Genomic DNA, 22509 nt, shown 5'->3' with positions numbered 1-22509 from the left:
GAGGCGTAGGACAGTCATGTCGCGGCGTCCTCCGCCACCCTCGCCGGGCTGCCCGCCGTCCGGTCGTACAGGGCGGGAGCGAGTGCGGTGAACAGCACGGCGGCGGTGACGGCGAACCCCGCCGGGTAGCCCACCGACCCGGACAGGAGCCCGAACCCGACCGCCCCGGCGCCGAGCCCGGCGTCGTAGGCGAGGTTCCATGCCGCGCTCACCTGGCCGAAGGCGGATTCGGGGGCACGCTCGAACATCAGTGCCAGGGTCGCGTTCTGGGCCATGCCGAACCCCGCCCCGAACAGCCCCATGCCGACGATCATCGCGAGAGGGTCGTCCACCCGGATGAGTGCGGCCGTGCCGAGAGCGGCGGCCAGGACGGCGGGGACCAGCAGGCGGGCGGGGCCGTGGCGGTCGCCGTACCGGCCCGCCGCCCAGCGCGCGAGGGGCGTGACGCAGGACTGCGTGAGCAGGGCCAGCGCGACCAGGTCGCGTGACCGCTCCGACACGGCGAGCGGGAGGAAGGTCAGCAGGACACCGGCCGCCGGTGTCACCATGACGAAGACGATCGCGGGCCTGGCGACACCGCCGTCACGGAGGACGTCGAGGATCCCGCCCCGACTTCCGTCCCGGGTCTTGCCCCGAGCCCTGTCCTGGATTCTGCCCTCGGTCCCGCTCCGGATTTCGTTCCGGGTTCGATCATGCCGTTCGGTCCGCGTCCGCAGGGAGGGCAGGCCGGGTACGGCGGCCAGCGCGAGCAGCGACAGCGCCGCCCCGGCGGCGAAGACGGGTCCGTGGCCGATGCGCTCGCTCAGCCAGAGCCCCAGCGGCAGGCACGCGATGGAGGGAATCCCGACCGCCACCCCGTACAGTCCCAGCCCCTCGCCGCGACGGTCGGCGGGCACCAGCTCGGCCATCAGGGCCGCACCGGCCACCACCACGAGCCCGAGCCCGGCACCCCGGGCCAGACAGATCCCCAGTACCGGGGGCATCGACGCCGACGCCGGCAGCAGGAGGGCGGGTGCTCCGAGCAGGAGCAGGCCCAGTCCCATGACCGCCCGGTAGCCGTACGCGCGCAGCAGGCCGGGCGCCGCGAACTCCGTCAGCACGGTCCCCAGCATCATGGTGCCGGTCGCCAGGCCCGCGCCCACACCGCCCGCACCGGACGTGGCCGCGTACAGGGGGACGACGGGCGCCAGCAGGTAGAAGCCGCCGAGGGCACCGAGCGAGGCGGCCAGCAGCAGGACCACCGGGCGGTTCAGAATGCGAGGATCCGGAACGCGGGCGCCCTCTCCCTGAGTCTCCCCGTCCTCCTCCTGAGTCTCCCCGCCCGCTCCCCGAGTTTCCCTGCTCTCTCCCCGGGTCTCCGCGCTCTCTCCCCGAGTTTCCACGGTGTCCCCCTGAGTCTCTCCGCCGTCCCCCCGGCCTTCGTCGGCGGCGCTCTTCTGGTGAGTCATGGGCCGACCCTAGAGCGGAAACCGGCTCAGCGATAAGGTCCGGTTTCATGTCGATCGAGTGGACCGGTTCGGGGCCGGAACTCCCGTTGCGGGTTGACAGGAACCGGCCGGAACCCTTGCGTGAGCAGCTGGAAAGCGCGTTGCGCGAGAGCATCCGCGCCGGTCGGCTGGCCGCCGGTGAGCGGCTCCCGTCCTCGCGCGTCCTCGCCCGCGACCTCGGCGTCTCTCGGGGCCTGGTGACCGAGTGCTACGCGCAGCTGCAGGCCGAGGGCTACCTCGTCACGCGCGGCGGCTCGGCCACCCGCGTGGCGGCCGCCGCCCGCCCGCCGGTGGACGCGCCGTCACCACCCAGCATGCCTGCCGGGCCCGCTGTGCTCCCCGAGACCCCCGAGATCCCCGGGCTCCCCGCGCTCGCCGGGTCCGTCGGGATCGACTTCCGGCCCGGTGTGCCCGACCTGTCGAGTTTTCCCCGCGAGCGATGGAGCCGCGCCCTTCGGCGTGCCTGCCGCGACGTGCCCAGCGACCTGCTCGGCTACGGCGACCCGTACGGTGACCCGGTGTTGCGCGACGTGCTCGCCGCCTACCTGCGGCGGGTTCGCGGGGCCGCCGCCGACGCGGCTCACACCGTCGTGTGCGCGGGGTACGCGCAGGGGCTGCAGCTCGTCCTGCGCGCGCTGGCGGGGGAGGGCGTGCGTGTCGTGGCCGTGGAGGATCCCGGCGACCCCGACCACCGCGCCGCCGCCGCGACGGCGGGCCTCGACATCATCGCGGTACCCGTCGACGAGCACGGCGTCGACACCGGCGTGCTCGCGGCCACCGGCGCGCGTGCCGTGCTGCTCACCCCCGCCCATCAGTCGCCCACCGGGGTCGTACTGGCTCCCGGCCGCAGGCAGGCGCTGATCGCCTGGGCCGTCGCCCGTGACGCGACGATCGTCGAGGACGACTACGACGCCGAGTTCCGCTACGACCGCGAACCGGTCGGGGCGCTGCAGGGTCTCGCTCCGGACCGGGTGGCGCTCCTCGGCTCGGTCAGCAAGTCGCTCGCCCCGGCCCTGCGTCTCGGATGGATCCTCTGCCCGCCCCGGCTGTCGGCCGAGATCGCGCGTCAGAAGCGGCTCGCCGACCGCGGCTCGCCGGTCCTCGACCAGTTCGCGCTCGCCGACCTGGTGCGGTCGGGTCATTACGACCGCCACCTGCGCCACATGCGGACACGCTACGCCGCCCGGCGCGCGGCCCTCGTGGACGCGCTGGGGCGGTACGCGCCCGAGGTCGAGGTGCGCGGGCTGGCCGCCGGGTTCCACGCCGTCGCCCGGCTGCCACCGGGCACGGACGAGCGTGCCGTGGTCGAGGCCGCCCGCCGCCGGTCCGTCGCGCTGTACGGGATCAGCGGCTATCTCCTCGACCCGCCGGAGCGACGCACGTCTTCCGCGCGGCTCGTTCTCGGGTTCGGCAACCTGACCCCGGACTCCATCTCCGACGGCATCGCCACCGTCGCGGACCTGCTGCGGGGCGGCTGAGCCGCCGCGGGCCCGAGCAGGCCGGTGCCTTTCCTTCGCGAGAGTCCAGGCCCGCTTCGGAGTGGCCGCTTCGTCATGACAGCGCGGGCACTCTTCCGGAAGACGGCTTCCGACGGCTTCCGGGGGCTTTCGTGGGCTTCCGGGCGGCGGCCTCGTCGCCGGGGTTCACGCCTCCTTCAGGATGGCGGTCACCGACTCGCGCAGCGGCGTGGTGGGGCGGCCGATGAGGGCGCTGAGCTCGCCCGGCGTGGGGGAGAGGACCCCCTGGGCGATGGCGAGATCGATGTCGGCGTACATGGTCGCCACCGGTTCCGGCAGGCCCGCGTCGATCAGGGCCCGGAGGTGGTCGGCGTGCGGGAGGTCCCGGTAGACGACCGGCCTGCCGGAGACCGCCGACGCCTCGGCGGCCAGCTCGGACAGGCTCCACGCCGTGTCGCCGGAGAGCTCGTAGACCTTGTCGCCGGCCTGCTCGCCGGTGAGCACGGTGACGGCCGCGGCCGCGTAGTCCGCACGGGACGCGCTGGCGAGACGGCCGTCACCGGCCGCGCCGAGGATCGCGCCGTGCTCGACGCCCTGGAGGACGGACGCCGCGTAGACCTCGGTGTACCAGCCGTTGCGCAGGAAGGTGAACGGGATCCCCGAGGCGCGGATGTGCTCCTCGGTGCCCCGGTGTTCGACGGCCAGCGCCAGGGGCGTGGTGTCGGCGTGCAGCACGCTGGTGTAGACGATGCGGGCGACCCCGGCCGCCTTGGCCGCGTCCACCACGGCCTGGTGCTGCCCGAGGCGCCGCCCGACGGCGTCGCCGGAGATGAGCAGGACCGTGTCACCGGGAGCGAAGGCCCGCTCCAGCGTCTCCGGCCGATCGTAGTCGGCCTCCCTGATCTCGACGCCGCGTGCGGCCAGGTCGGCGGCCTTGCCGGGATTCCGTACGGCCGCCGCGACCTGGTCCGCGGGCACGCTCTCCAGCAGGCCGTCCACCACCAGGCGGCCGAGCTGGCCGGTGGCACCGGTGACAACGATCATTTCGCTTCTCCTCGCTCGAAGGGGTCGCCGTCAGGTTAGTACTAACTAATCCACAGTGCCAACTGAAAGTTAGTGCTTTCTTTTGTGTGGTGCGGTGAGAAAGTAAGGTGGACGGATGGACGACCAGGCCGCGATCCCGCTGGACGAGTTCAGCCAGCTCACCTTCGACGTCTTCATGCGCGGATGCTTCTCGCGCGAGACGTTGGAGCACGTGACCGGCCGCTGGGGCATCCTGGTCATGGTCGCGCTCCACGAGGGGACCTACCGCTTCAACGCCCTGCGCCGCCGGGTCGACGGAGTGAGCGAGAAGATGCTCGCCCAGACCCTGCAGGCCCTGGAGCGCGACGGCCTGGTCCATCGCGAGGCCGAGCCGACCATCCCCCCGAAGGTCGAGTACAGCCTCACGCCGCTCGGCGGCCAGGCCGCCCGGCGCCTGCTCGACCTCATCGAGTGGCTGGAGGGCGAGATGCCCGCGGTGATGGAGGCCCGCGCACGCTACGACCAGGCCAGAGAAGACCGGCGGACGACGTAGGCCCCTCGCCTGCCGTCCCTTGCGCCGGCATCCACCTGTCGTGCCGAGGGACGGAAGCCGTCCAGGGGCCGGGAGCCGGGAGCCGTGCCGGGACCCGCCTGTCGTGCCGGGGCCGGAGGTTGTGCCGGGGTCCGCCTGTCGTGCTGGGATCCGGTGGTTGTGTCGTGATCCGGCCTCCATGCGAAGGTTCCGATGCCGTGGCGGGGGACCCGCGCGACGCCGAGTACAGGTTTGTCGGTCAGGGGCGTTAGCGTTCCGCGCATCACGGTCGCGGGTGACGAAATCCCCGCGGGCGTCGGCGATCCTTCCATGATGAAAGGCGGGACCCTTTGGGCTGGCTGGCGGCGGGCGACGGGTACGAGGTCGCCCTGGTGGAGGGCCGGGTGGCGGCGAGAGCCACCACGGGCCGGGCGGCGGGACGGCGGCTGAAGTCGCTGCCCAAGCAGGTGCGCGAGCACCCCGAGGTCGAGCGGCTGCGCCGCCTGGCCGAGTGGCTCGACCGGCACGAGGCGGCCTGCGTGGCGCGGGTGGACGCCTGGATGGTGTCGTCCCTGCCCGTCCCGACCGGGCTGGTGGCCCGGGTGTGGCCGGACGAGGCGTGGCGATCTGTGCTGCGCGACCTCGTGGTGGTCGGCGACGGCGAGGCGGGCCTCCTGCGGGACGTCACCGGATCGGGCGAGCTGCGGACGGTGAACCTGGACGGCGAGACCGTCCGGATGTCCCCGGAGACCGTGACCCTGCCCCACCCGGTGCTCCTCCCCGACCTGGAGGACCTGCGGGAGTTCGCCGCGGAGCTGGGGGTGACCCAGCGCGTCGAGCAGATCCACCGGGCGACCTGGGAAAGGCCCGCCGAGCACGCGGAGAAGGCCACCGAGGTGACGGAGTTCGCCGGGGGGAGGTTCGCCTCCCGGTTCGGTCTCGCCGCCCGCGCGACCTCGCTCGGCTACCGCGTGTCGGGCGGCTACGCCACCTGCGCGGTGCGCGACGCCGGGCGGAGCGCCGAGGCGTCGGTGTGGATCGGAGAGCCCTACTGGGACGGCGACACCGAGACCGGCAACCTGACCTGGAACGACCGTGACGGCAGGAGGCTTCCCCTGCGGGAGGTCGGCCCGGTGGCCTGGTCCGAGGGAATGCGCATGGCCGCGGCGCTGTACGCCGGCCGCAACGTCGAGGAAGGAACGAACGCGTGAGCGGCGCCACGTCGTCAGCGAGCACCCCCGCGGCCCGGACCGCGGCCGGGGCCCAGGACCTGCCGGAAGCGAGTGGCGGGGCCGGGACGTACGGGCCGTCCGGGCAGGGCGGTGGGACCGCGGCGCCCGAGTCGCGGGAGGCCGCGGGCGTCGCCGAGGCGCGGGAGCTGCTGGAGGCCGGGGCGGTCCTTCCGCCGGGCACGGACGGCGGTGAGCGGGCGGTGCCGCTGACAGCTCGCGCGTACCGGCACCCCGGCCTGGAGGACCGGGTGGTGGTCCGCCTGGTCGCCGAGGAGCTGGGCGCGGCGGAGGACGCGGCGGCGGCCTTCCTCGGGCTGGTGCCGGACGGCGGACCGGCCGTCGTCGGGGTGGACCTGCGGCGCTCGCTCGGATTCCCCGAATGGGTGCTCGTGCACCACCCCGAGGACGGCCACCACGCGCTCGCCCTGGTGCCGGAGCTCGACCGCGCGGGCCGGCAGGCGAAGTCCAAGCCGAAGGCCGCCCTCGACGCCTACCAGCGGCTCGCCACCCAGCTGGCCGGATCCGTCCCGCACTTCCTGCCCACGTTCCTCGAACAGGCGGGCCGGGTGTTCCTCTCGGTGGAGAACGCCACCTACGCGGCGCAGATGTTCGTCCAGGCGCGCAGGGCCGAGACCGAGCACGGCCTGCCCGTCGACGAGGACCGGCTCGACGCGGTGTTCCTGGAGTTCGCGCTCGCCGGGGCCCTGCCGGTGAAGGCGCTGTCCGTGTACGCCAAGGAGCTGGCCGGCCGGGTGCCCGCCGACGAGGCCCTGAGCAGGATCCACCGGCTGTGCGTGCGCCGCACGGCGGGCGGGCTGTCGCCGTCCGCGCAGATGGCCGTCGAGCTGCGCCGCCTGGCCAGGGCCGCCGGACGGGACGCGGACGTCGAGGAACAGTCGTACCTGGTGGACCTGCTCGCCCTGCCCGCCACCTCCGGGGCGGCACCGGGCTGGTGGAAGGCGCACCGCCAGGCCCTGGTGGCGCTCGCCGGGCGGGAGCCCGCCTTCCGCGGGACGCTGCTGAACACGATGCCCGCCAACGGCGACGACGACATGCCCGCCCTCTGGCTGGAGGTGCTGGAGGAGTCGGGCGCCACCGCGGGCCTGGGAGAGGCCGAGGTGCCCGAGCGCGAACGTCCCGCCGACGGCACGGCGGGCTGGCTGGAGCGCTTCCTGGCCATCTGGAGCCCCGGCTGGCGCGGAACACCGGCGCTGCCCGGCCTGTACGCCCTGGTCGAGCGGGTGGCGGGACGGCTGCGCGCCGAGCTCGCCGCGACGGGCGGGGCCGTGTCCTTCAAGCCCGATCCCGACCTGGTCGACCTCCTGCTGTCGCTGGGGATACCGGTCGCCGACCCGGGCGACGACGCGCGCCTGCTGCTGGAGCCCTGGGCGCGGGGGGAGGAGGGGCGTGACCTGCTCGCGCTGGCCGCCGCCCCCAGGTTCCGGCCCGCGTTCCACCGCGCCGCCGAGGCGTTCGGCGACGACACCGACGGGCACCGGGCCGTACGCCGCCTGGCGGCCTCGCCCGGCGGCCGGACGATGCTCGCGGAGTGGGTGGCCACGGTCGCCCGGCGTTCGGCCGCCGCCGGCCTGCCGCAGCTGCCCGGCGCCCTCAGCCGGCTGACCTGGCTGCCCGGCGAGGCGCTGGTCCTCGCCGAGGAGGAGGTCGCCGAGGCGGTGCGGGCCGACCTCGCCGCCGAACTCGCCAGGACGCTGCGCGGCGGGCTCCTCGACGAGCTGGGCTGGCCGGCCTGGGAGGAGGCGGTCGCGAGCCTCGTCGCCCCGAAGGACCTGGACGAGATCGAGCTCGCCGACTCCTGGCCGAACCTGATCGTCTCCGGCCCCTCCCAGGCCAGGGTCATCGGCCGGGACGGGACCGTGCTCGTCCACGACCTGCGCTCCGCGCCGGACGGCGTCTGGGGCGACCCCGGCTTCCACCACGTCGACGGCGAGCTGCTCGTCTACTGGGGCACCCATGGTGACGGGTTGCTCGGATACTGGCACTCCTCCGCCGGGACGATCCTCTCGATGGAGGGGGAGATCAGCTGGTGGAGGCTGGACTCCGACACGATCACCCTGCCGCTGCCCGGCGGCGGGCGGGCCACCGGCATGGGCGTGCTGCACCCGGGCGACACCGCGATACCCCCCAGGTGCACCCTGATGGGCGACGGGACCTCGTTCTGGACCTGGGACGGCGACGTCAAGGGCTGGCGCGAGCACGACCCGGTCACCATGACGGACGGCAGGCTGAGCATGCCCGGGTTCCTCGCCGACGCGCTGCGCTCGGCACCGCCGGGCAGCACCTTCCGCGACGGCTGGGTGCTGCCCGCCCCCTCGGAGGAGGCCACCCCGGCCGGTGTCCCGGTGGACGGCCTGCTCGGCTGGCGGGTGGTCGAGCTGCCCGACGGCTCGCTGCGCGGCGAGGACCTCGCCGGGCGCGTCGTCACCCTGCGCAGCGGCCAGGAGGGGCACGGCAGGCCGTCGCGCGCGGTGACCTTCCCCGGCGACGACCGGCCGCGTGCCGTCGTCATGGGTTATCGCGAGCTCAAGCTCGTCGACCCGGAGGGCGTCGTCGTCGCGACGGCCTCGCTGCGGGACGAGCCGGGGACCTTCGCGGAGGGCAGCGCCTTGCTGCCGCCCATGCGCTACTGGCACCACATGCGGCCCCGTGACCTGGAGGGCTCGTCGGCCCTGCGCCGGATCGACGGGGAGACGGCGGCGGCCCTGCTGAAGGCCGCCGCGTCCGTCGAGTCCACCTCCACCGAATCCGCCCTTCCCACTCGGTCGGGACAACCGCCGAGGTCGGCGCGGGAGGAGCTGCGCGACCTGGTCCGTTCCCTGCTGCCGCAGGTCACCCACGACGCGCTGATCGCCGGGATCGCCGGGGTGGTGGCGTTCGCCGCCGCCCAGCGGGCCACCCTGGACGCGGCGGCTGCCAGGCTCGCCGCCGCCCTCGCGGGCGAGCGGGAGGAGGGAGAGCCGGAAGGCCCCTCCGACCGGCTGATCACCGAGGCGCTGAACGGCCTCGGTGCCGTGGCCCCCTACTGGGGGTGGCGGGAGGCGTCCCACGGGATCTTCCAGCAGCTGCGGGCGATCGGCGACGAGAGGCGGACGCCCTCCGGCCGGACCGTTCGCGTCCACCTGGACGGGCCGCCGCTCGCGCACCTCTCCACGGAGTGGGAGCCGCTGCTCGACCGGTCGGCCGCACTGGCCTACCGGACGGCGTCGGCGTCCGATCCCGGGCAGGCGGAGGCGCTGCGCGAGCTGCTCTCCGAGTTCGAGGCGCTCGGGCTGGCCTCCGCCGAACCGTCCTCGTGGCGTCGTTTCGTCCTGCACCTCGACGGCGCCTGGGTCGACAACGGCCGCGAGAGCCGTCCCGGTGACGGGCGCAACGTGCTCCCGCTGGAGGACGGGGCCCTCATCGCGTTCCTGACCTCCGGCTCCAGCTACGGCGGCGGCTACCGCTTCACCGCGCTCTTCCACGACCCGGCGGGCCGCTTCGCCGTACCCCAGCCCTACACCGTGCACTCCTCGGGGCCGGTCGGCGAGGCGAGGCGGGCGGGCTGGCTCGGGGAGTTCCTCGCCGAGCTCGCCGGACGCGGCGCCGCGCCCTGGCGTCCGGAGAGCGCCGAGGAGTTCGCGCGGCTCACCGGCGTGACCGAGACGATGGCCAGGCTGGTCGTCGCCGGGCTGCCGTACGCGGACACCTACGAGCGCGGCTTCCTGCCCGCGGACCTGCGGGCCGCACTCGGGGTGAAGGCGGTCGACGCCGCCGTTGCCAAGGACGAGCTGCGCCGGCTGGACGCCGACGTACGGCGGGAGGTCGTCGGCGCGCTGCTGCCCGAGCGTCCGGCCGAGCTGTGGACCGAGGGCCCGGACGTCGCCGCCGCCGCGCGCGTGTGGAACGCCAGGGTGGGGCGGCGGGCCGCCGTTCCCGAGTGGCTCGTCGGGGAGACGACCCGCGCGGTACGTACCGGATGGGAGCCGAGCCGGGCGCTGCCCGCCCTGCTCGACCCCGCCTCGGCGCCGGAGCTCAGCACGGACCTGGGCTGGCGGGTGAAGGGCGACCGGGTCTACCCGGACGACGACGGAGGCACCGGATTCACCCAGTCCACGCTGATCTCCACGATCGCGCTGAGCGCGTGGCTGGCCCACCGGCTGCCCTCCGGCGATCCCGTACGGGCCGCGCTGCCCGCGGTGCTGGCCGCGATCAGGGACCGGCTGGCCAACCCCGACCTGCTGCTCGACCTGGGCGACTACGCCGACCTCCCCGGATTCCGCAAGGTCGCCGGGGTTCCCACCGAGGTCGCCGAGGGCTGGGAGCGGTACGGCGCCGTGATCATGGCCACCCATGACGACCGGCCCGCGCCGGGCCTGCGCGTCGCCCTGCTCGACGCGTCGGGCGACGACCCCTACCTGCCCGCCCTGCGCGCCCTGGCCGGTCACCCCGAACGGCCCTTCACCGCCGAGCTGGCGCTGCGCACCGCCCGCGACCCGCGCTTCGAGGCGCTGCTGGCCGACCCCGGAGACCCGGCGGCGGGGGAACGCGCGGCCGACGGCACCTGGTGGCCACAGGACCCCTCCCGTTCCGTGCCCGCGCTGCAGTCCCAGGTCGCGGGGGAGTACGGGCTGGGTCAGGACGCCGCCGCCCTCTACCTGGCGCTGCTCGCGATGCCGGATCCCACCGACAAGAACGTCGCCCGGTGGACCGGCTGGAAGCCCGCCAGGTTCAAGGCGGCCCGTGCCGAGCTGGCCGCCACCGACCTGGTGGTCGAGGCGAGCCGCACCCGCGCGGGCCGCTCGCTCTTCCTGCCGGGCGCCTGGACCGAGCTCAAGGCTCCGAACGTCCCGCTCGAACGGTGGAAACTCCCCCTGTTCGACCTGGTCGCCGAGGAGAGCGCGGTGCTCGGGGTGATCGTTCCCGCGGAGCCCGTCGCCGACCTCTACACCGGGGCGTGGCGACGGGTCCGCGACGGTGGCGTCCCGCGCTTCGAGGAGCTCCGCGTACGGCGCGGCAGACGCCGCTGACGCGGGACCTCTCCGGCACGGATCGCTCTCGCTGGAGAACATCCGTCCTGACCAGGCCTGGTCCGGCCGGGGCGCGGGCTCGTCGCGCGTCCCGGCCGGACCGGGCACCCCCAGACCGAATCCCGGCCGGACCGGGCACCCCCAGACCGAATCCCGGCCGGACCGGGCAGTCCCGGACCGGATCCCGGCCGGACTCAGCAGTTCCAGACCAGGTCCCAGCAGTTCCAGACCAGGTTCCGGCGGTTTCCAGACCAGGTTCCGGCCGGGCCGGGCAGTTTCCAGACCAGAAGGATCCCCTCGATGACCATGACCGAACAGGCGGCCCCTGTGGCCCTTCCCGACCGGCGTACGCTCCCGGCAGAGGAACAGCACGCCACCGAACTCGCCTTCCTCGCCGCCCACGACGACGGCCCCCGCCCGCCCGGCTGGGCGCTGACCCCACGAGCCGTCGTCACCTTCGTCTGCGGCAGCGGGGGCGAGCCCCTCGAACTGCCCGGATCCCGGCGGGCGAAGGGCGGCGGCGATGGCGACGGCGGCGCCGTGCCGCCCGCCAGGCTCGCCATCACCCCCAAGTTCGTCGGCGAACGCTCCCTGGTGGAACGCTGCGTGGTCACCCTCGCCGGCGAGCGCGGCCTGCTGCTGGTCGGCGAGCCGGGCACCGCCAAGTCGATGCTCTCCGAGCTTCTCGCCGCCGCAGTCTGCGGCACGAGCGCCCTCACCGTGCAGGGCACCGCCGGAACCACCGAGGACGCCTTCCGGTACGGCTGGAACTACGCCCTGCTCCTCGCCCAGGGCCCGAGCCGTCAGGCGCTGGTCGACTCCCCGGTACTGGCCGCCATGCGGGCCGGGCAGGTCGTCCGGATCGAGGAGATCACCCGCTGCCTGCCCGAGGTGCAGGACGCCCTGGTGTCGATCCTGTCCGACCGGCGCCTCAGCGTGCCCGAGCTCGCGGGCACGCCCGACGCCCTGACGGCGGCCACCCCCGGTTTCACCGTGATCGCCACGGCCAACCTGCGTGACCGGGGCGTCTCGGAGATGTCGGCGGCCCTCAAGCGCCGGTTCAACTTCGAGACCGTCGCCCCCATCGCCGATCCCGTCGCCGAGGCCGCCCTGGTACGTGGCCAGGCCACCGCCGTGGTGCGGCGGGCCGGTGCCGCCTTCGGCGTCGACGACGCCGTGCTGGACGCGCTGGTCACCGTCTTCCGCGACCTGCGCTCAGGCCGATCGGCCGAGGGCTGGGACGTGGAGCGCCCGGGAACCGTGATGTCCACGGCCGAGGCGGTGCAGGTGGCGGCCTCCCTCGGGGTGGCGGCGGCCTACCTGCCGGGCGGGGACGTCCTCGACCTGGTACCCGGCCACCTGCTCGGCGTGGTCCGCAAGGACGACCCGGCCGACCACGCGCGGCTGCTCGGCTACTGGGACGGCCCGGTGCGCCGCCGCGCCGAGGACGGCTCCGCGATGTGGCGCCGCCTCTGGGACCTGCGGGAGAGCCTGCGGTGACGACCGACCGACAGGCGAACACTTCCGACATGGGAAGCACCGATGCTCAAGACGGCGATGCCCGGGTGGCGGCCGGGTATGGCGCCGGGGTTCTTGACGGGGACGTCCAAGACGATGATGCCCGGGTGATTGCCGAGCATGGCTCCGGGGTTTTCGGTGGGGACGTTCGAGATGGTGATGTCCGGGTGACGGCCGATCGCGGTTCCGGTTCTCACGGCGGGGACGTCGGTGCCGATCCGCGGGGTGCGGTGGAGGTGCTCGCGGGGACGGGTGACGGGCGGCCCTACCTGCTCGGTGTACGCCACCACAGCCCCGCGCTCGCGGCGGCCGTCCCGGCCCTGCTCGACGCCGCCGGAGCCGAGGTGGTCTGCGTCGAGCTGCCCGCCGACTTCCAGCCGTGGCTGGTCCACCTCGCGGATCCGGCCACCCTCGCCCCGGTCGCCCTCGCGGGTACGGGCGGCGGCGGGCGGCTCGGCTTCTACCCCTTCGCCGACTTCTCGCCCGAACTGGCCGCCATCCGCTGGGCACGCGAACGCGGGGCCGAGGTTCTCTGCTGCGACCTCCCGCTCTCCGCCCCCGCCTGGTCGGAGAGCGACCCGGCCCGCTCCGACGCGGCGGCACCGGCCGGGACCGGCGTGGCGGCACCGCCGTCCAGGGCCTTCGCCGACGGTCTCGCCGCCTCCGTCACCGGCAGGGAGGGGGACGACATGTGGGACCGCGCCGTCGAGGTCCTCGCTCCCGGCTGCCCGCCCGAGGCGGTGCGTCGCGCCGCGCTGGGCGTGGGCTGGGCGCTGCGACAGGACGCGGAGGCCTCGGGTGGAGTGCCGCCCGGCGACCTGGCCCGCGAGGCGTACATGCGCGAGGTTCTCGCCGAGGCGAGTGTCGGCGGCCGTCGGGTCGCCGCGGTGATCGGTGCCTTCCACGCTCCCGCCCTGGTCACCCGTCATCCGGTCGCTTCAGGCCCGGATACCTCAGGCCCGGATACCTCAGGCCCGGTCACCTCGGGCAAGGGCACCTCGGCAGGCGGTACGACGCCAGGCGTTCCGGCACGCGGCACCGGCATCCCCGCCGTGCCGGGCACCGGAGGTCCCTCGCCCGCCACGTCGCTCGTCCCGTACGCCTTCGACCTGCTCGACTCCAGGTCCGGCTACCCGGCGGGCATCCGTGATCCGCGCTGGCAGCAGGCGGTCCTCACCGCGGGCGGCGATCCCGGGAGGATCAGGGACGCCGCCGCCCGTACGATCACCGAGATCTGCCGTGAGCTGCGTGCCGCCGGGCACACCGCGGGCACCGGCGAGGCCGTGGAGACACTGCGGCTCGCCTGTGACCTGGCCCGTCTGCGCGGGCTGCCCGCGCCGGGGCGCGGCGAGCTGCTGGAGGCGGTGACGACCGTGCTCGGCCAGGGCGAACCCCTGGGGCGCGGCCGGGCGCTCGCCCGCGCCCTCGAAACGGTTCTCGTCGGCACCGAGCGCGGCAGGACCGCGCCGGGCACCCCACGTTCCGGGCTGGGCCCGGCGGTCGAGGCCGAACTGGCGGAGCTGCGGCTGCCCCACCCCGGCGACCCCGGTTCCCGGGAGGTCCGTCTCGACCCGCTCCGCTCGGACCTGGACCGCCGCCGCGAGGTCCTGCTGCAACGCCTGCTGGTGTGCGGCACCGGCTACGGACAACCGGCCGAGGTGACGGGCACCGGTGACGGGAGCGCCCTCACCACCAAGTGGCAGCTCTCGTGGACGCCCTCGGCCGCCGCGCTGCTGGACCTGGCGGGTGTAAGGGGCGTCACCGCGGCCCTGGCCGCCGAGGGGACGCTGCGCGAGACCTTCCGCAGGGAGTCCGCCGAGGGTGGCCCCACCTGCGAGCTGATCCTCGCGGGACTGCGCGCCGCGGCCGCCTGCGACCTGCGGGACCTGGTCGCCGACCGGCTTGAGGACGCCGCCTCCGTACTTCCCGCCACCGCGGGACTGCCCGACCTGCTCCAGGCCCTCGACCTGCTGGAGGCGCTGCGCCACGAGCATCTTCCCGGCACCACGCGGGAGAGCCGGGAACGGGCGGCGGAGCTGGCGGGCACCCTGCTGGAGGCGGCCGTACGGTCGCTGCCCGGCCTGGCGGGCAGCGACCGGCCCGAGGACGCGTCCGCCCTGATCGCGCTCGTCACCCGCTCCGCCGAGCACCGGCTCGGCCTGGGCCTCGACGACGCGCTGGACACCCTCGCGCGCACCGGTTCCCCGCTCGTTCAGGGGACCGCGCTCGCGGCCCGCGTCCTGCTCGACCTGGACGCGCCGGGCACCCTCGGAGCCCGAGCCGCCGGATGGATCGACACCGCCACCGGACCGGCGGGACGCCACCGGCTGTCCCGCCTGCTCACCGGCCTGCTGGTCGCCGCCGGGCCGCTCCTGCAGTCGGCCGCCGGGGCCCTCGACCCGCTGCTCGACCGCGTCGACGGCCTCAGCGACCAGGGGTTCCTCGACCGGCTGCCCGCGCTGCGCGGCGGCTTCGACACGCTCGCCCCGGCGGCGCGCGACCGGCTGCTGCGGGCCGTGACCGACCGTCTCGGCGACCGGCTCGACCTGGCGTTGAGCGCTCCGCCCGAGCTCATGGCACTCTGGGCCGCCGCGGACGCCGCCGGACGGGCCGCCCTGACCGCCCTGAGGCTTCCCATGCCCGGCGTCTCCCTCCCGCAGGCCGGATCCGGTACACCCGAGCTGCCTGGTACGTCCGAGCCGTCCGAGCCGTCCGAGCCGTCCGAGCCGTCCGAGCCGTCCGAGCCGTCCGAGCCGTCCGAGCCGTCCGAGCCGCCCGCGACACTCGCCCAGGACCGGCCGATTACGGCCGCCGTGGAGCCGGATCCTCTCCGCGTCGTACCTCCCGGGGAGGATCCCTCCGCCGCGCCCTCCGGGGAGGCGAGCGAGCCTCCGACCGCCGCCGCCGTACCGGGAACGGAACCGAGGGAGGACGCACCGGGGGAGGAAAGGGAGGCCGCACCGCGGCGGCTCGTTCCGGCCGACCGGTGGCGTCTGCTCCTCGGAAGGGAGACGGGGCGGCTGCCCGCCGGAGCCAGACGCTACGCGCACGCCCTGGACGAGTTGTACGGGGCGGGCCGGGGAGAGGGGGCGAGCGACTTCGGGTACGGGCCGGGCGACGGTGGTGACGGCGGCGGGCAGGGGGCCTCCTTCCCCTCCGCCCGGGAGTGGGCCGAGGAGCTCGACGCCCTGTTCGGGACGGAGGTGCGGGAGGAGGTGCTGGCCGACGCGGCCGGTGCCGGGCGGACCGACGTGCTGGCCGAGCTCGACCCCGACTCGGTACGCCCGTCGATCGACCTGCTGACCTCCGTCCTGTCCCTGGCGGGCGGGCTGCCCGAGCAGCGGCTCTCCCGGCTGAGGCCGCTCGTCCGCCGCCTGGTCGCCGAGCTGGCCAGGGAACTCGCCACCCGGCTACGCCCCGCGCTGACCGGCCTGGCGACGCCGCGTCCCACCCGGCGCCCCGGAGGACGGCTCAACCTGCCCGCCACCCTCAGGGCCAACCTGGCGCACACGCGCCGGACGGGCGACGGCAGGCTCCTCGTCGTGCCGGAACGGCCGGTCTTCACCACCCGGGTACGCAACGAGGCCGACTGGCGGCTGGTCTTCGTGGTCGACGTGTCGGGCTCGATGGAGGCCTCGGTGATCTGGTCCGCGCTCACCGCGGCCGTCCTGGGAGGCGTTCCCACGCTCTCCACCCACTTCCTGGCCTTCTCCACCAGCGTGATCGACCTGACGGACCGGGTCGCCGACCCGCTGTCCCTGCTGCTCGACGTGCGGGTCGGCGGCGGCACGCACATCGCCGCCGGGCTCGCCCACGCGCGCTCCCTGGTCACCGTGCCGAGCCGCACGCTCGTCGTGGTGGTCAGCGACTTCGAGGAGGGCTACCCGCTCGGAGGGCTTCTCGGCGAGGTCCGCGCCCTCGTCTCCTCCGGCGTGCACCTGCTGGGCTGTGCCGCCCTGGACGACAACGGAGCCCCGCGCTACTCGGTGCCCGTCGCCCAGCAGCTCGTCGCGGCGGGCATGCCCGTCGCCGCACTCAGCCCGCTCGCCCTCGCCCGCTGGGTGGGCGACCGTCTCCGAGGAGAAACCCGTTGAACCCCCCAGCTCCGGAAGCCCCGGAAGCCCCGGCGGGGCAGTTGCCGCCGGTGGAGCCGCACGTGGTCGCCTCGGCCGTGGAGGAGCTCACGCCCCGGCTGCGCAAGAAGCTCGACGCGGCGATCGAGCGGTGCGCCGGGCTCCCGGCCGTCGCCGACGGTCAGAGCGTCTCCATCAGCTGGGGGGAGGACGCGGTGGTCACCCTCACACCGGGGCCGCCCGGTGTGATCGCCGACCCCGGCGCGGCCCGGTGCAGCTGCCTGCTCGCGCCCCGCTGCCTGCACCGCGCGGCCGTCCTCAGCGCCTGCCCGGTCGCGGACCCGGCCCTGTCGATGCCTCCGGACCCGCCCGCGGACCCGGACTCGGACGCGGGGACGAGCACGGTTTCCGGTTCGGGTACGGAGACGGGACCCGGCTCGCGTACGGGTTCGGACACGACCGCAGGCTCGGGCGCTGATCTCGTCCCGGTTTCCGGCGGGAAGGCGGCCCCGGGGACAGGCTCGCCCACCGCCCCCGCTCCCGGTCCCAACGCCGGGCAGACGGCCGCCGCGTCCGGGGTGTGGAACGCCGCCGCCGGGGTTCTCGCGGGCGGGGTGCCCGGTGCCGGGGCGGTGCCCCAGGCCGAGCTGCTCCGCGCGGCCCACACGGCCCGGGTGGCGGGCCTGCACCGGGCCGAGGCCGCCGCCCTGCGCGTCGTCCGCGAGCTGCGGGCCGCCCGCGCCCGCCATGACGGCCACCGCCTCGCCGACCTGGTCTCCGCGCTCCGGGAGCTCCTGCTGACCGCGGGCAGGCTCGCGGCGGCCGACCCCGATCCCGTCCTGGTGGGAACCGCGCGCCGCGTCTACCGGCGGGGCGAGGGACTGAGGGTGTACGGGGTCTGCAGGGAACCGGTGATCAGTGCCACCGGCTACGGCGGGGTGGTCACCCACCTCGTCGCCGAGGACGGCCGCTGGTTCTCCGTCGCCGACGTCAGGCCCGGGGGGTCGGCCCGCGCCCGAGGGGCCGCCACCGCCACCGTCGCCCTCGGCGCGGCGGCCCTCAACCACGCCCAGCTCGCCCGCCGGGGGCTGCAGATCTCCGGTGCGACGATCTCCCCGGACGGGCGCCTCGGCGCGGGCCGGGGCGTGCGGGCCAACCCCGTCGCGGGACTTTCCTGGTCGGAGGGCCCGCTGGCGGCCCTGTTCGCCCGGCCGCTCGCGACGGTGGCCGACGCGGCGTTCTCCGGGACCTCGTGGAGCGATCCGCAGGACGGCGGGGGAGCGGAACAGCCGGTCGGATGCGACCTGGAGATCGTCGGCGCCGAGGGCGACCGGCTGCTCGCCCGAGAGCTACCGCCCCCCGGGGAACGGGATCACGCCGGACCGGCGGCGGGGTGGACGCGGGGGCCGCTGATCCGGCTCGTGGCGGCCGACTCCCACCCCGAGCTGGCCCATGTCGCCAACCTGCGGCAGCTCGCGTCCAGGCCGGGACTGCGGGTGCGGGTGATCGGCCGGCTGGACCCCGGCCGGGCCGCCACCCTGCGCCCGCTCGCGGTCGGGCCGGTTCCGGGCGCCGGGCCCACGCTGCGCCTGCCCGCCGAATGGCTGGACCGCGCCGACCTGGGATACGACCGCCTGCAGGGCTCCCACCTTCCGCCTCGCGACGACTGCCCGCCCCGGCGGGAGACGGCCGGGGCCGACCCGGATCCCGTGGTGGGCTCACCTCTGTGGCGGGCGGGCCGTCTCGTCGAGCTGGCCGTCTCCGGCGGGCGGCGGGCGGTCGCCGAGTCCGCTCGCGACGGCGACTCTCTCGCCCAGCTGGCCCCGCTCCGCCGCGCGGGCTTCGAGACCTCCGCGGACCTCGTCGCCGCGCTCACCGAGGAGGCGGACCGCCGCACCCGCGACGTGTTCGGCCGCCTGGCCGACTCCGGCGGCGACCGGTACGCCTGGGCGTGGCTCGCCGCGGCGGTCCACCTCGCGGCCACCGAAAGGGCCCTCGTCCAGGCGTCCTGGCATGACGGCCACATCCACCGCGATCCCGGTGAGCCGGGCGACCACGACCGTCACGGAACGGGGGAGTAGCGGGGGAGCGAGGAACCCGCATCGCCGCGCGACCGAAAGAGCCGGAAGAGCCGAAAGAACCGGAAGAGCCGAAAGAACCGTGAAAGTAGAAAAATCGGAAGAACCAGGAGAAACATATCGAAAACTAATTAAAACTGGAGCAAACCAGATCAAGAAATGTCAACGGAGGTCTATAGCGTGAGCCGCATGAGCGACGAGATCACCGACTCCCCCACCGCCTGGGTTTCCAGGCACCTCCGCAAATACGTCGAGTCGAACGGCGCCGACGGCCACCTCTACTACGGCAGGCCCACCCTGCTGCTGACCACCGTCGGCCGCAGGTCCGGGCTGAAGCGGCGGACCCCGCTGATCTACGGGCGCGACGGCGACGACCACGTGGTCGTCGCCTCCAACGGCGGGGCCGACGATCACCCGCTGTGGTACCACAACGTGCTGGCCCTGCCGAGGGTCGAGGTGCAGGTGATGGCCGAGGTGTTCACCGCCGTCGCCCGGACCGCGACCGCCGACGAGAAGCCCGCCCTGTGGGAGCGGATGGTCGGGATCCACGGCGAGTACGCCGCCTACCAGCGCAAGACCGCCCGCGACATCCCGGTGGTGATCCTCACCCGCGCCTGACGCCCGGCCCCGCCGCGGTGACAGGAGGCGTACGCGGCGAGGCTCCTCCGTACCGGCCCGCGGGGCCCACGAGACCCACGGGCCGGTGCGGGCCTCACGGTGATCGCGCCGTGGGCGGGGCAGGCGCCGATACGCCGGGAAATGCCTGGTCGTAGCATGATAAGGCCGCCGGTTGGTCGTCGCGCGACCTCGGCCGGACGGGGCGGCGGCGAAGGACGGACGGTGCCGGAGCGGCGATCCGTCGGTCCGAGGGCCGGACATCGGCGTACGGGGAAGGCAGGGGGTCGGATCGGCGCTGGTTCTCATCCCGGTGATCGCTTCAGGGAGCCGCCTCGCGTGGGATTGGAGACGCTGATGGTGCCGTTCGACACGGATGTGCTGGTTGTTGGTGCCGGTCCTGCGGGTCTGCTGATCGCGGGTGACCTCGCCGCGAGAGGTGTCGCCTGCACGGTCGTGGAGCGGGAGCCCCAGTGTTCGAGGCTCACCCGGGCCTTCCCCCTGCACGCTCGCACCCTGGAGCAGCTCGACGCCCGGGGCGTCGCCGACGAGCTGATCGACGCCGGCACGATCGTCGAGACGGTACGGATGTTCGACGGCCTGGATCTCAGTCTGTCCCACCTGCCGTCGCGGTTCCCGTTCCTGTTGTGCACCCCGCGGTACAACGCCGAGCGGGTGCTTGAGGAGCGTGCCACCCGGCTCGGAGCGGAGATCGTGCGCGGCGCCGAGGCGGTCGGGCTGAGCCAGGACGCGGCCGGGGTGGACGTCGACGTACGCGCCGACGGCATGATGCGGACCTGGCGCGCGCGGTTCGTCGTGGGCGCCGACGACCTGCGCAGCGTCGTGCGGGACGCGCTGGGGGTCCCCTTTCCCGGACGTTCCGCCGTGCAGTCGGTCATGCAGGCCGACGTCCTCCTGGAGGAGAGGCCGGAGCGGGAGCTGATCCTCGTCGCGAACGAGGAGGGTTTCTCCTTCGTCTCCTCCTACGGCGACGGCTGGTACCAGATCATCGCCTGGGACCGGCGGCGGCAGTTTCCCGACAACGCCCGGCTCAGCCTCCGCGAGCTCAGCGACGCCACCCGGCGCGTCATGGGCAGCGACTTCGGCATGCACGACGCCCGCCGGCTGTCGAGGGCCCACAGCGACGAGCGGCAGGTGCTCCGCTATCGCGTCGACCGGGTGTTCCTGGCCGCCGACACCGCGTACGTGCACTCGCTGGCGTGCGGGCAGGGCGTGAACACCGGCCTGCAGGACGCGGCCAACCTCGGCTGGAAGCTCGTCGCCGGGGTCCAGGGCTGGGCGCCGGACGGCCTGCTCGACACCTACCACACCGAGCGGCATCCGGTCGGCAGGAGGACCCTGCGGACCAACGGCGCGCTGCTCAGCGCCGCCATGGGCTCCACCCGGCGGGCGCGGGCCGCCCGCTCCCTGCTCCCGGTCGTCGCGAACCGGATCCATCCCCTCGGCCGATGGCTGGCCGAGACCATATCGGGCCTGAGTATCTCCTATCCCGCCCTCCCGGGAGCGCACCGGCTGGCCGGTCAGCGGGTGCCGGACATCCATCTGGCGGGGGAGCCGATCCGGCTGTACGAGACGCTGCGGGCCGGGCGCTTCGTGATCCTCGCCCCCGAGGGCGATCCGGCGGACGCGGCGGGCTCGCCGTACGGGGAACGGGTGATCCACGCCGTTCCCGCGTGCGCCGGTCTCCCCGTCCTGCTGATCCGTCCGGACGGGTACATCGCCTGCGCCATCGACGAGCGGAACCCCGTCGCGCTCGACGTCGCCCTGCGCGCGGCCCTGGCCGCGTGGTGCACCGCCCGCCCTACGGTGGCATCCACCACGAAACCCGGGTGAAACGGTCCGCCGCTGACGCCCCGTTGGCCACGAAGGGCAGTACGATCTACTGTAATTAACAGTAAACCGTGCGTAAGGAGTGGGACGTGGATCTCATCGTGCCGCCGACGGAACGGCTCTGGTGATGGCCGGTCAAGCAACCATCGGTGACCGCATCCGTGGATTGCGGTTGAGCAGGCACATGTCCCAGGCGCAGTTGGCCGGGCCAGACCTGTCTGACAGTTATGTTTCGCTCATCGAGTCCGGGAAGCGGACTCCCACCCCGGTCGTCACGCGCCTGCTCGCCGACCGGCTCGGCTGCGGCATGGAGTTCCTGCTCCACGGGATCGAGCCGCACCAGCGCGTCGACACCGCGCTCGCCCTGCGGCAGGCCGAGCTCGAACTGTGCCACGGGGACCCGGCCGTCGCGGCCGGGCTCTTCGCGGACACGGCGGAGGCCGCGGGGGGCGACAACGCCGCCCTCGCCGCGCAGGCGCGCTTCGGCCAGGCCCGCGCGCTGGAGGCCCAGGGGCACACGGCGCGGGCGGTCGAGGTCTACGAGCTGCTCCGCCACGAGGCCGCGGAGCACCCCGAGCGCCTCGCCGACCTGCCGCTCGTCGTGGGGCTCTGCCGCTGCTACCACCGCGCGGGTGACACGCTGCGCGCCCGGGATCTCGGGAGGGAGGCCCTGGCCCAGGCCGGGCGGCTCGGGCTCGACCAGGGTGACCTCGCCCTCGACCTCGCCGCCGTGCTCGCCGAGATGGAGGTCGACCTCGCGTACGTCGAGCGGGTGCTGACCGCCTCCCACCTGCCCGACGCCGTCGACCGCGAGCCGGAGGTCCTCGGCCTGTGGCGGGCCAGCACGGCCGCGGCGGAGGAGGACTCCGCGCTCGCCGCGCGGCTCGCGGCGGACGCCGTCGCCGCCGGCCGGCCCGCGCGGATGGCCGTCCGCTACGTCCGGAGCGCGATGCGCTGGGCGTGGAGCGCCACCGCGCGTCCCGGGGACGCCGGCCTCGACCGGGCGGGTGAGTTCGCCGCCTCCGCGACCGAGATCCTCTCGCGCCTGTCACCGGGGACGATCGAGCACGCCCGGGGCCTGGTCGTGCTCTCCCGCGTGCGGTCGCGCTCCGGCGACGCGGACGCCGCCGCCGAGCTGGCCGAGCAGGCGCTCGGGCTGCTCACCGGTGTGCGGGGAACGGTGCCGGCGATGGCGTACGTGGTTCTGGCCGAACTCGCTATGGCACGCTCCAAAGACGGCGGTCCCGCGCTGGAGAAGGCGCAGGAGCTGCTCGCCGACCCGGTCGCCTCGGTGGCCTCCTTCGTCGACCGGGAGTCGGCCAGGCTCTGGCGCGAGATCGGTGACCTCTGGGGCCGGGCCGGGGCGCTGGAAAGGCAGGCGAACGCCTACCGCGCCGCGCTCGAGACCGTCGGGGTCAGCTCGCGTACGGAGACCCCGCCCGGCTCGACGTGGCGCGAGGTGGTCGTCCCGGCGGTCCCGGCGGCTGTCCCGGCGCGTCTCGGCGTCCCGCACGAATCGAAGGCCGGGTGACGCTCTCCCCTCCCGGATGTTCCCCCGCCCCTGATCTCGTTTGATCCCCTGACCCCGCTCCCGAGTACGACGGATCGGCCCCTGC

At 74.8% G+C, this 22509-nt stretch carries 12 protein-coding genes; 10 read left to right on the top strand and 2 right to left on the bottom strand.

The window, feature by feature from the left end:
* Positions 1–14 precede the first annotated feature (14 nt).
* Entirely contained in the window at positions 15–1241 is a 1227-nt protein-coding gene (locus ACSC1Q_RS35330) for an MFS transporter (protein WP_436763070.1), read from the bottom strand.
* 254 nt (positions 1242–1495) lie between these two features.
* On the opposite strand from ACSC1Q_RS35330, the gene pdxR reads away from it, so the two are divergent.
* The gene (gene pdxR, locus ACSC1Q_RS35325) at positions 1496–2965 is read left to right on the top strand and encodes a MocR-like pyridoxine biosynthesis transcription factor PdxR (protein ID WP_436763069.1); all 1470 of its coding nucleotides are present in this window, start codon (positions 1496–1498) and stop codon (positions 2963–2965) included.
* 165 nt (positions 2966–3130) lie between these two features.
* Here the strand turns inward: pdxR and ACSC1Q_RS35320 are convergent, their stop codons facing one another.
* A complete protein-coding gene (locus tag ACSC1Q_RS35320) occupies positions 3131–3988 on the bottom strand; it encodes an SDR family oxidoreductase (RefSeq protein WP_436763068.1) in 858 nt (285 codons plus the stop codon).
* A gap of 115 nt (positions 3989–4103) precedes the next feature.
* Here ACSC1Q_RS35320 and ACSC1Q_RS35315 point away from each other — a divergent pair, with 115 nt between their 5' ends.
* The 9 genes from ACSC1Q_RS35315 (at position 4104) to ACSC1Q_RS35275 (ending at position 22424) form a co-directional block, all read left to right on the top strand.
* A complete protein-coding gene (locus tag ACSC1Q_RS35315) occupies positions 4104–4520 on the top strand; it encodes a winged helix-turn-helix transcriptional regulator (protein WP_436763067.1) in 417 nt (138 codons plus the stop codon).
* A 329-nt stretch (positions 4521–4849) separates the two neighbouring features.
* Positions 4850–5710 (top strand): DUF4132 domain-containing protein, encoded by an 861-nt coding sequence (locus ACSC1Q_RS35310; RefSeq protein ID WP_436763066.1) that lies wholly within the window; start codon positions 4850–4852, stop codon positions 5708–5710.
* Positions 5707–10758, top strand: coding sequence for a DNA-binding protein (locus ACSC1Q_RS35305; protein ID WP_436763065.1), 5052 nt, complete (start codon positions 5707–5709; stop codon positions 10756–10758). Before ACSC1Q_RS35310 ends, ACSC1Q_RS35305 begins: the two co-directional genes overlap by 4 nt.
* Positions 10759–11058: 300 nt before the next feature.
* Complete coding sequence (locus ACSC1Q_RS35300; protein WP_436763064.1) at positions 11059–12258, top strand: ATP-binding protein; 1200 nt, start codon at positions 11059–11061, stop codon at positions 12256–12258.
* Between the two features lie 185 nt (positions 12259–12443).
* Positions 12444–16370 (top strand): DUF5682 family protein, encoded by a 3927-nt coding sequence (locus ACSC1Q_RS35295; RefSeq protein ID WP_436763063.1) that lies wholly within the window; start codon positions 12444–12446, stop codon positions 16368–16370.
* A complete protein-coding gene (locus tag ACSC1Q_RS35290) occupies positions 16367–18430 on the top strand; it encodes a hypothetical protein (protein WP_436763062.1) in 2064 nt (687 codons plus the stop codon). The genes ACSC1Q_RS35295 and ACSC1Q_RS35290 overlap by 4 nt, the downstream gene beginning before the upstream one ends.
* A gap of 186 nt (positions 18431–18616) precedes the next feature.
* Entirely contained in the window at positions 18617–19045 is a 429-nt protein-coding gene (locus ACSC1Q_RS35285; RefSeq protein ID WP_436763061.1) for a nitroreductase family deazaflavin-dependent oxidoreductase, read from the top strand.
* Between the two features lie 336 nt (positions 19046–19381).
* Positions 19382–20896 carry an FAD-dependent monooxygenase gene (locus ACSC1Q_RS35280; RefSeq protein WP_436763060.1) on the top strand — a complete coding sequence of 505 codons (1515 nt, stop codon included), beginning with the start codon at positions 19382–19384 and terminating at the stop codon, positions 20894–20896.
* Between the two features lie 124 nt (positions 20897–21020).
* Positions 21021–22424 (top strand): helix-turn-helix domain-containing protein, encoded by a 1404-nt coding sequence (locus ACSC1Q_RS35275; protein ID WP_436763059.1) that lies wholly within the window; start codon positions 21021–21023, stop codon positions 22422–22424.
* The last annotated feature ends 85 nt before the right edge of the window (positions 22425–22509 follow it).

This window comes from Streptosporangium heterodermiicola (assembly GCF_051390675.1).
GTDB lineage: Bacteria > Actinomycetota > Actinomycetes > Streptosporangiales > Streptosporangiaceae > Streptosporangium.
This window is presented reverse-complemented; position numbering and strand designations above follow the sequence as displayed.

What these genes read in the sequence shown, in the direction of transcription:
- pdxR (WP_436763069.1), top strand. Translation starts at nt 1,496, where the DNA reads ATGTCGATCGAGTGGACCGGTTCGGGGCCGGAACTCCCGTTGCGGGTT.
- ACSC1Q_RS35320 (WP_436763068.1), bottom strand. Translation starts at nt 3,988, where the DNA reads ATGATCGTTGTCACCGGTGCCACCGGCCAGCTCGGCCGCCTGGTGGTG.
- ACSC1Q_RS35315 (WP_436763067.1), top strand. Translation starts at nt 4,104, where the DNA reads ATGGACGACCAGGCCGCGATCCCGCTGGACGAGTTCAGCCAGCTCACC.
- ACSC1Q_RS35300 (WP_436763064.1), top strand. Translation starts at nt 11,059, where the DNA reads ATGACCATGACCGAACAGGCGGCCCCTGTGGCCCTTCCCGACCGGCGT.
- ACSC1Q_RS35285 (WP_436763061.1), top strand. Translation starts at nt 18,617, where the DNA reads ATGAGCGACGAGATCACCGACTCCCCCACCGCCTGGGTTTCCAGGCAC.
- ACSC1Q_RS35275 (WP_436763059.1), top strand. Translation starts at nt 21,021, where the DNA reads ATGGCCGGTCAAGCAACCATCGGTGACCGCATCCGTGGATTGCGGTTG.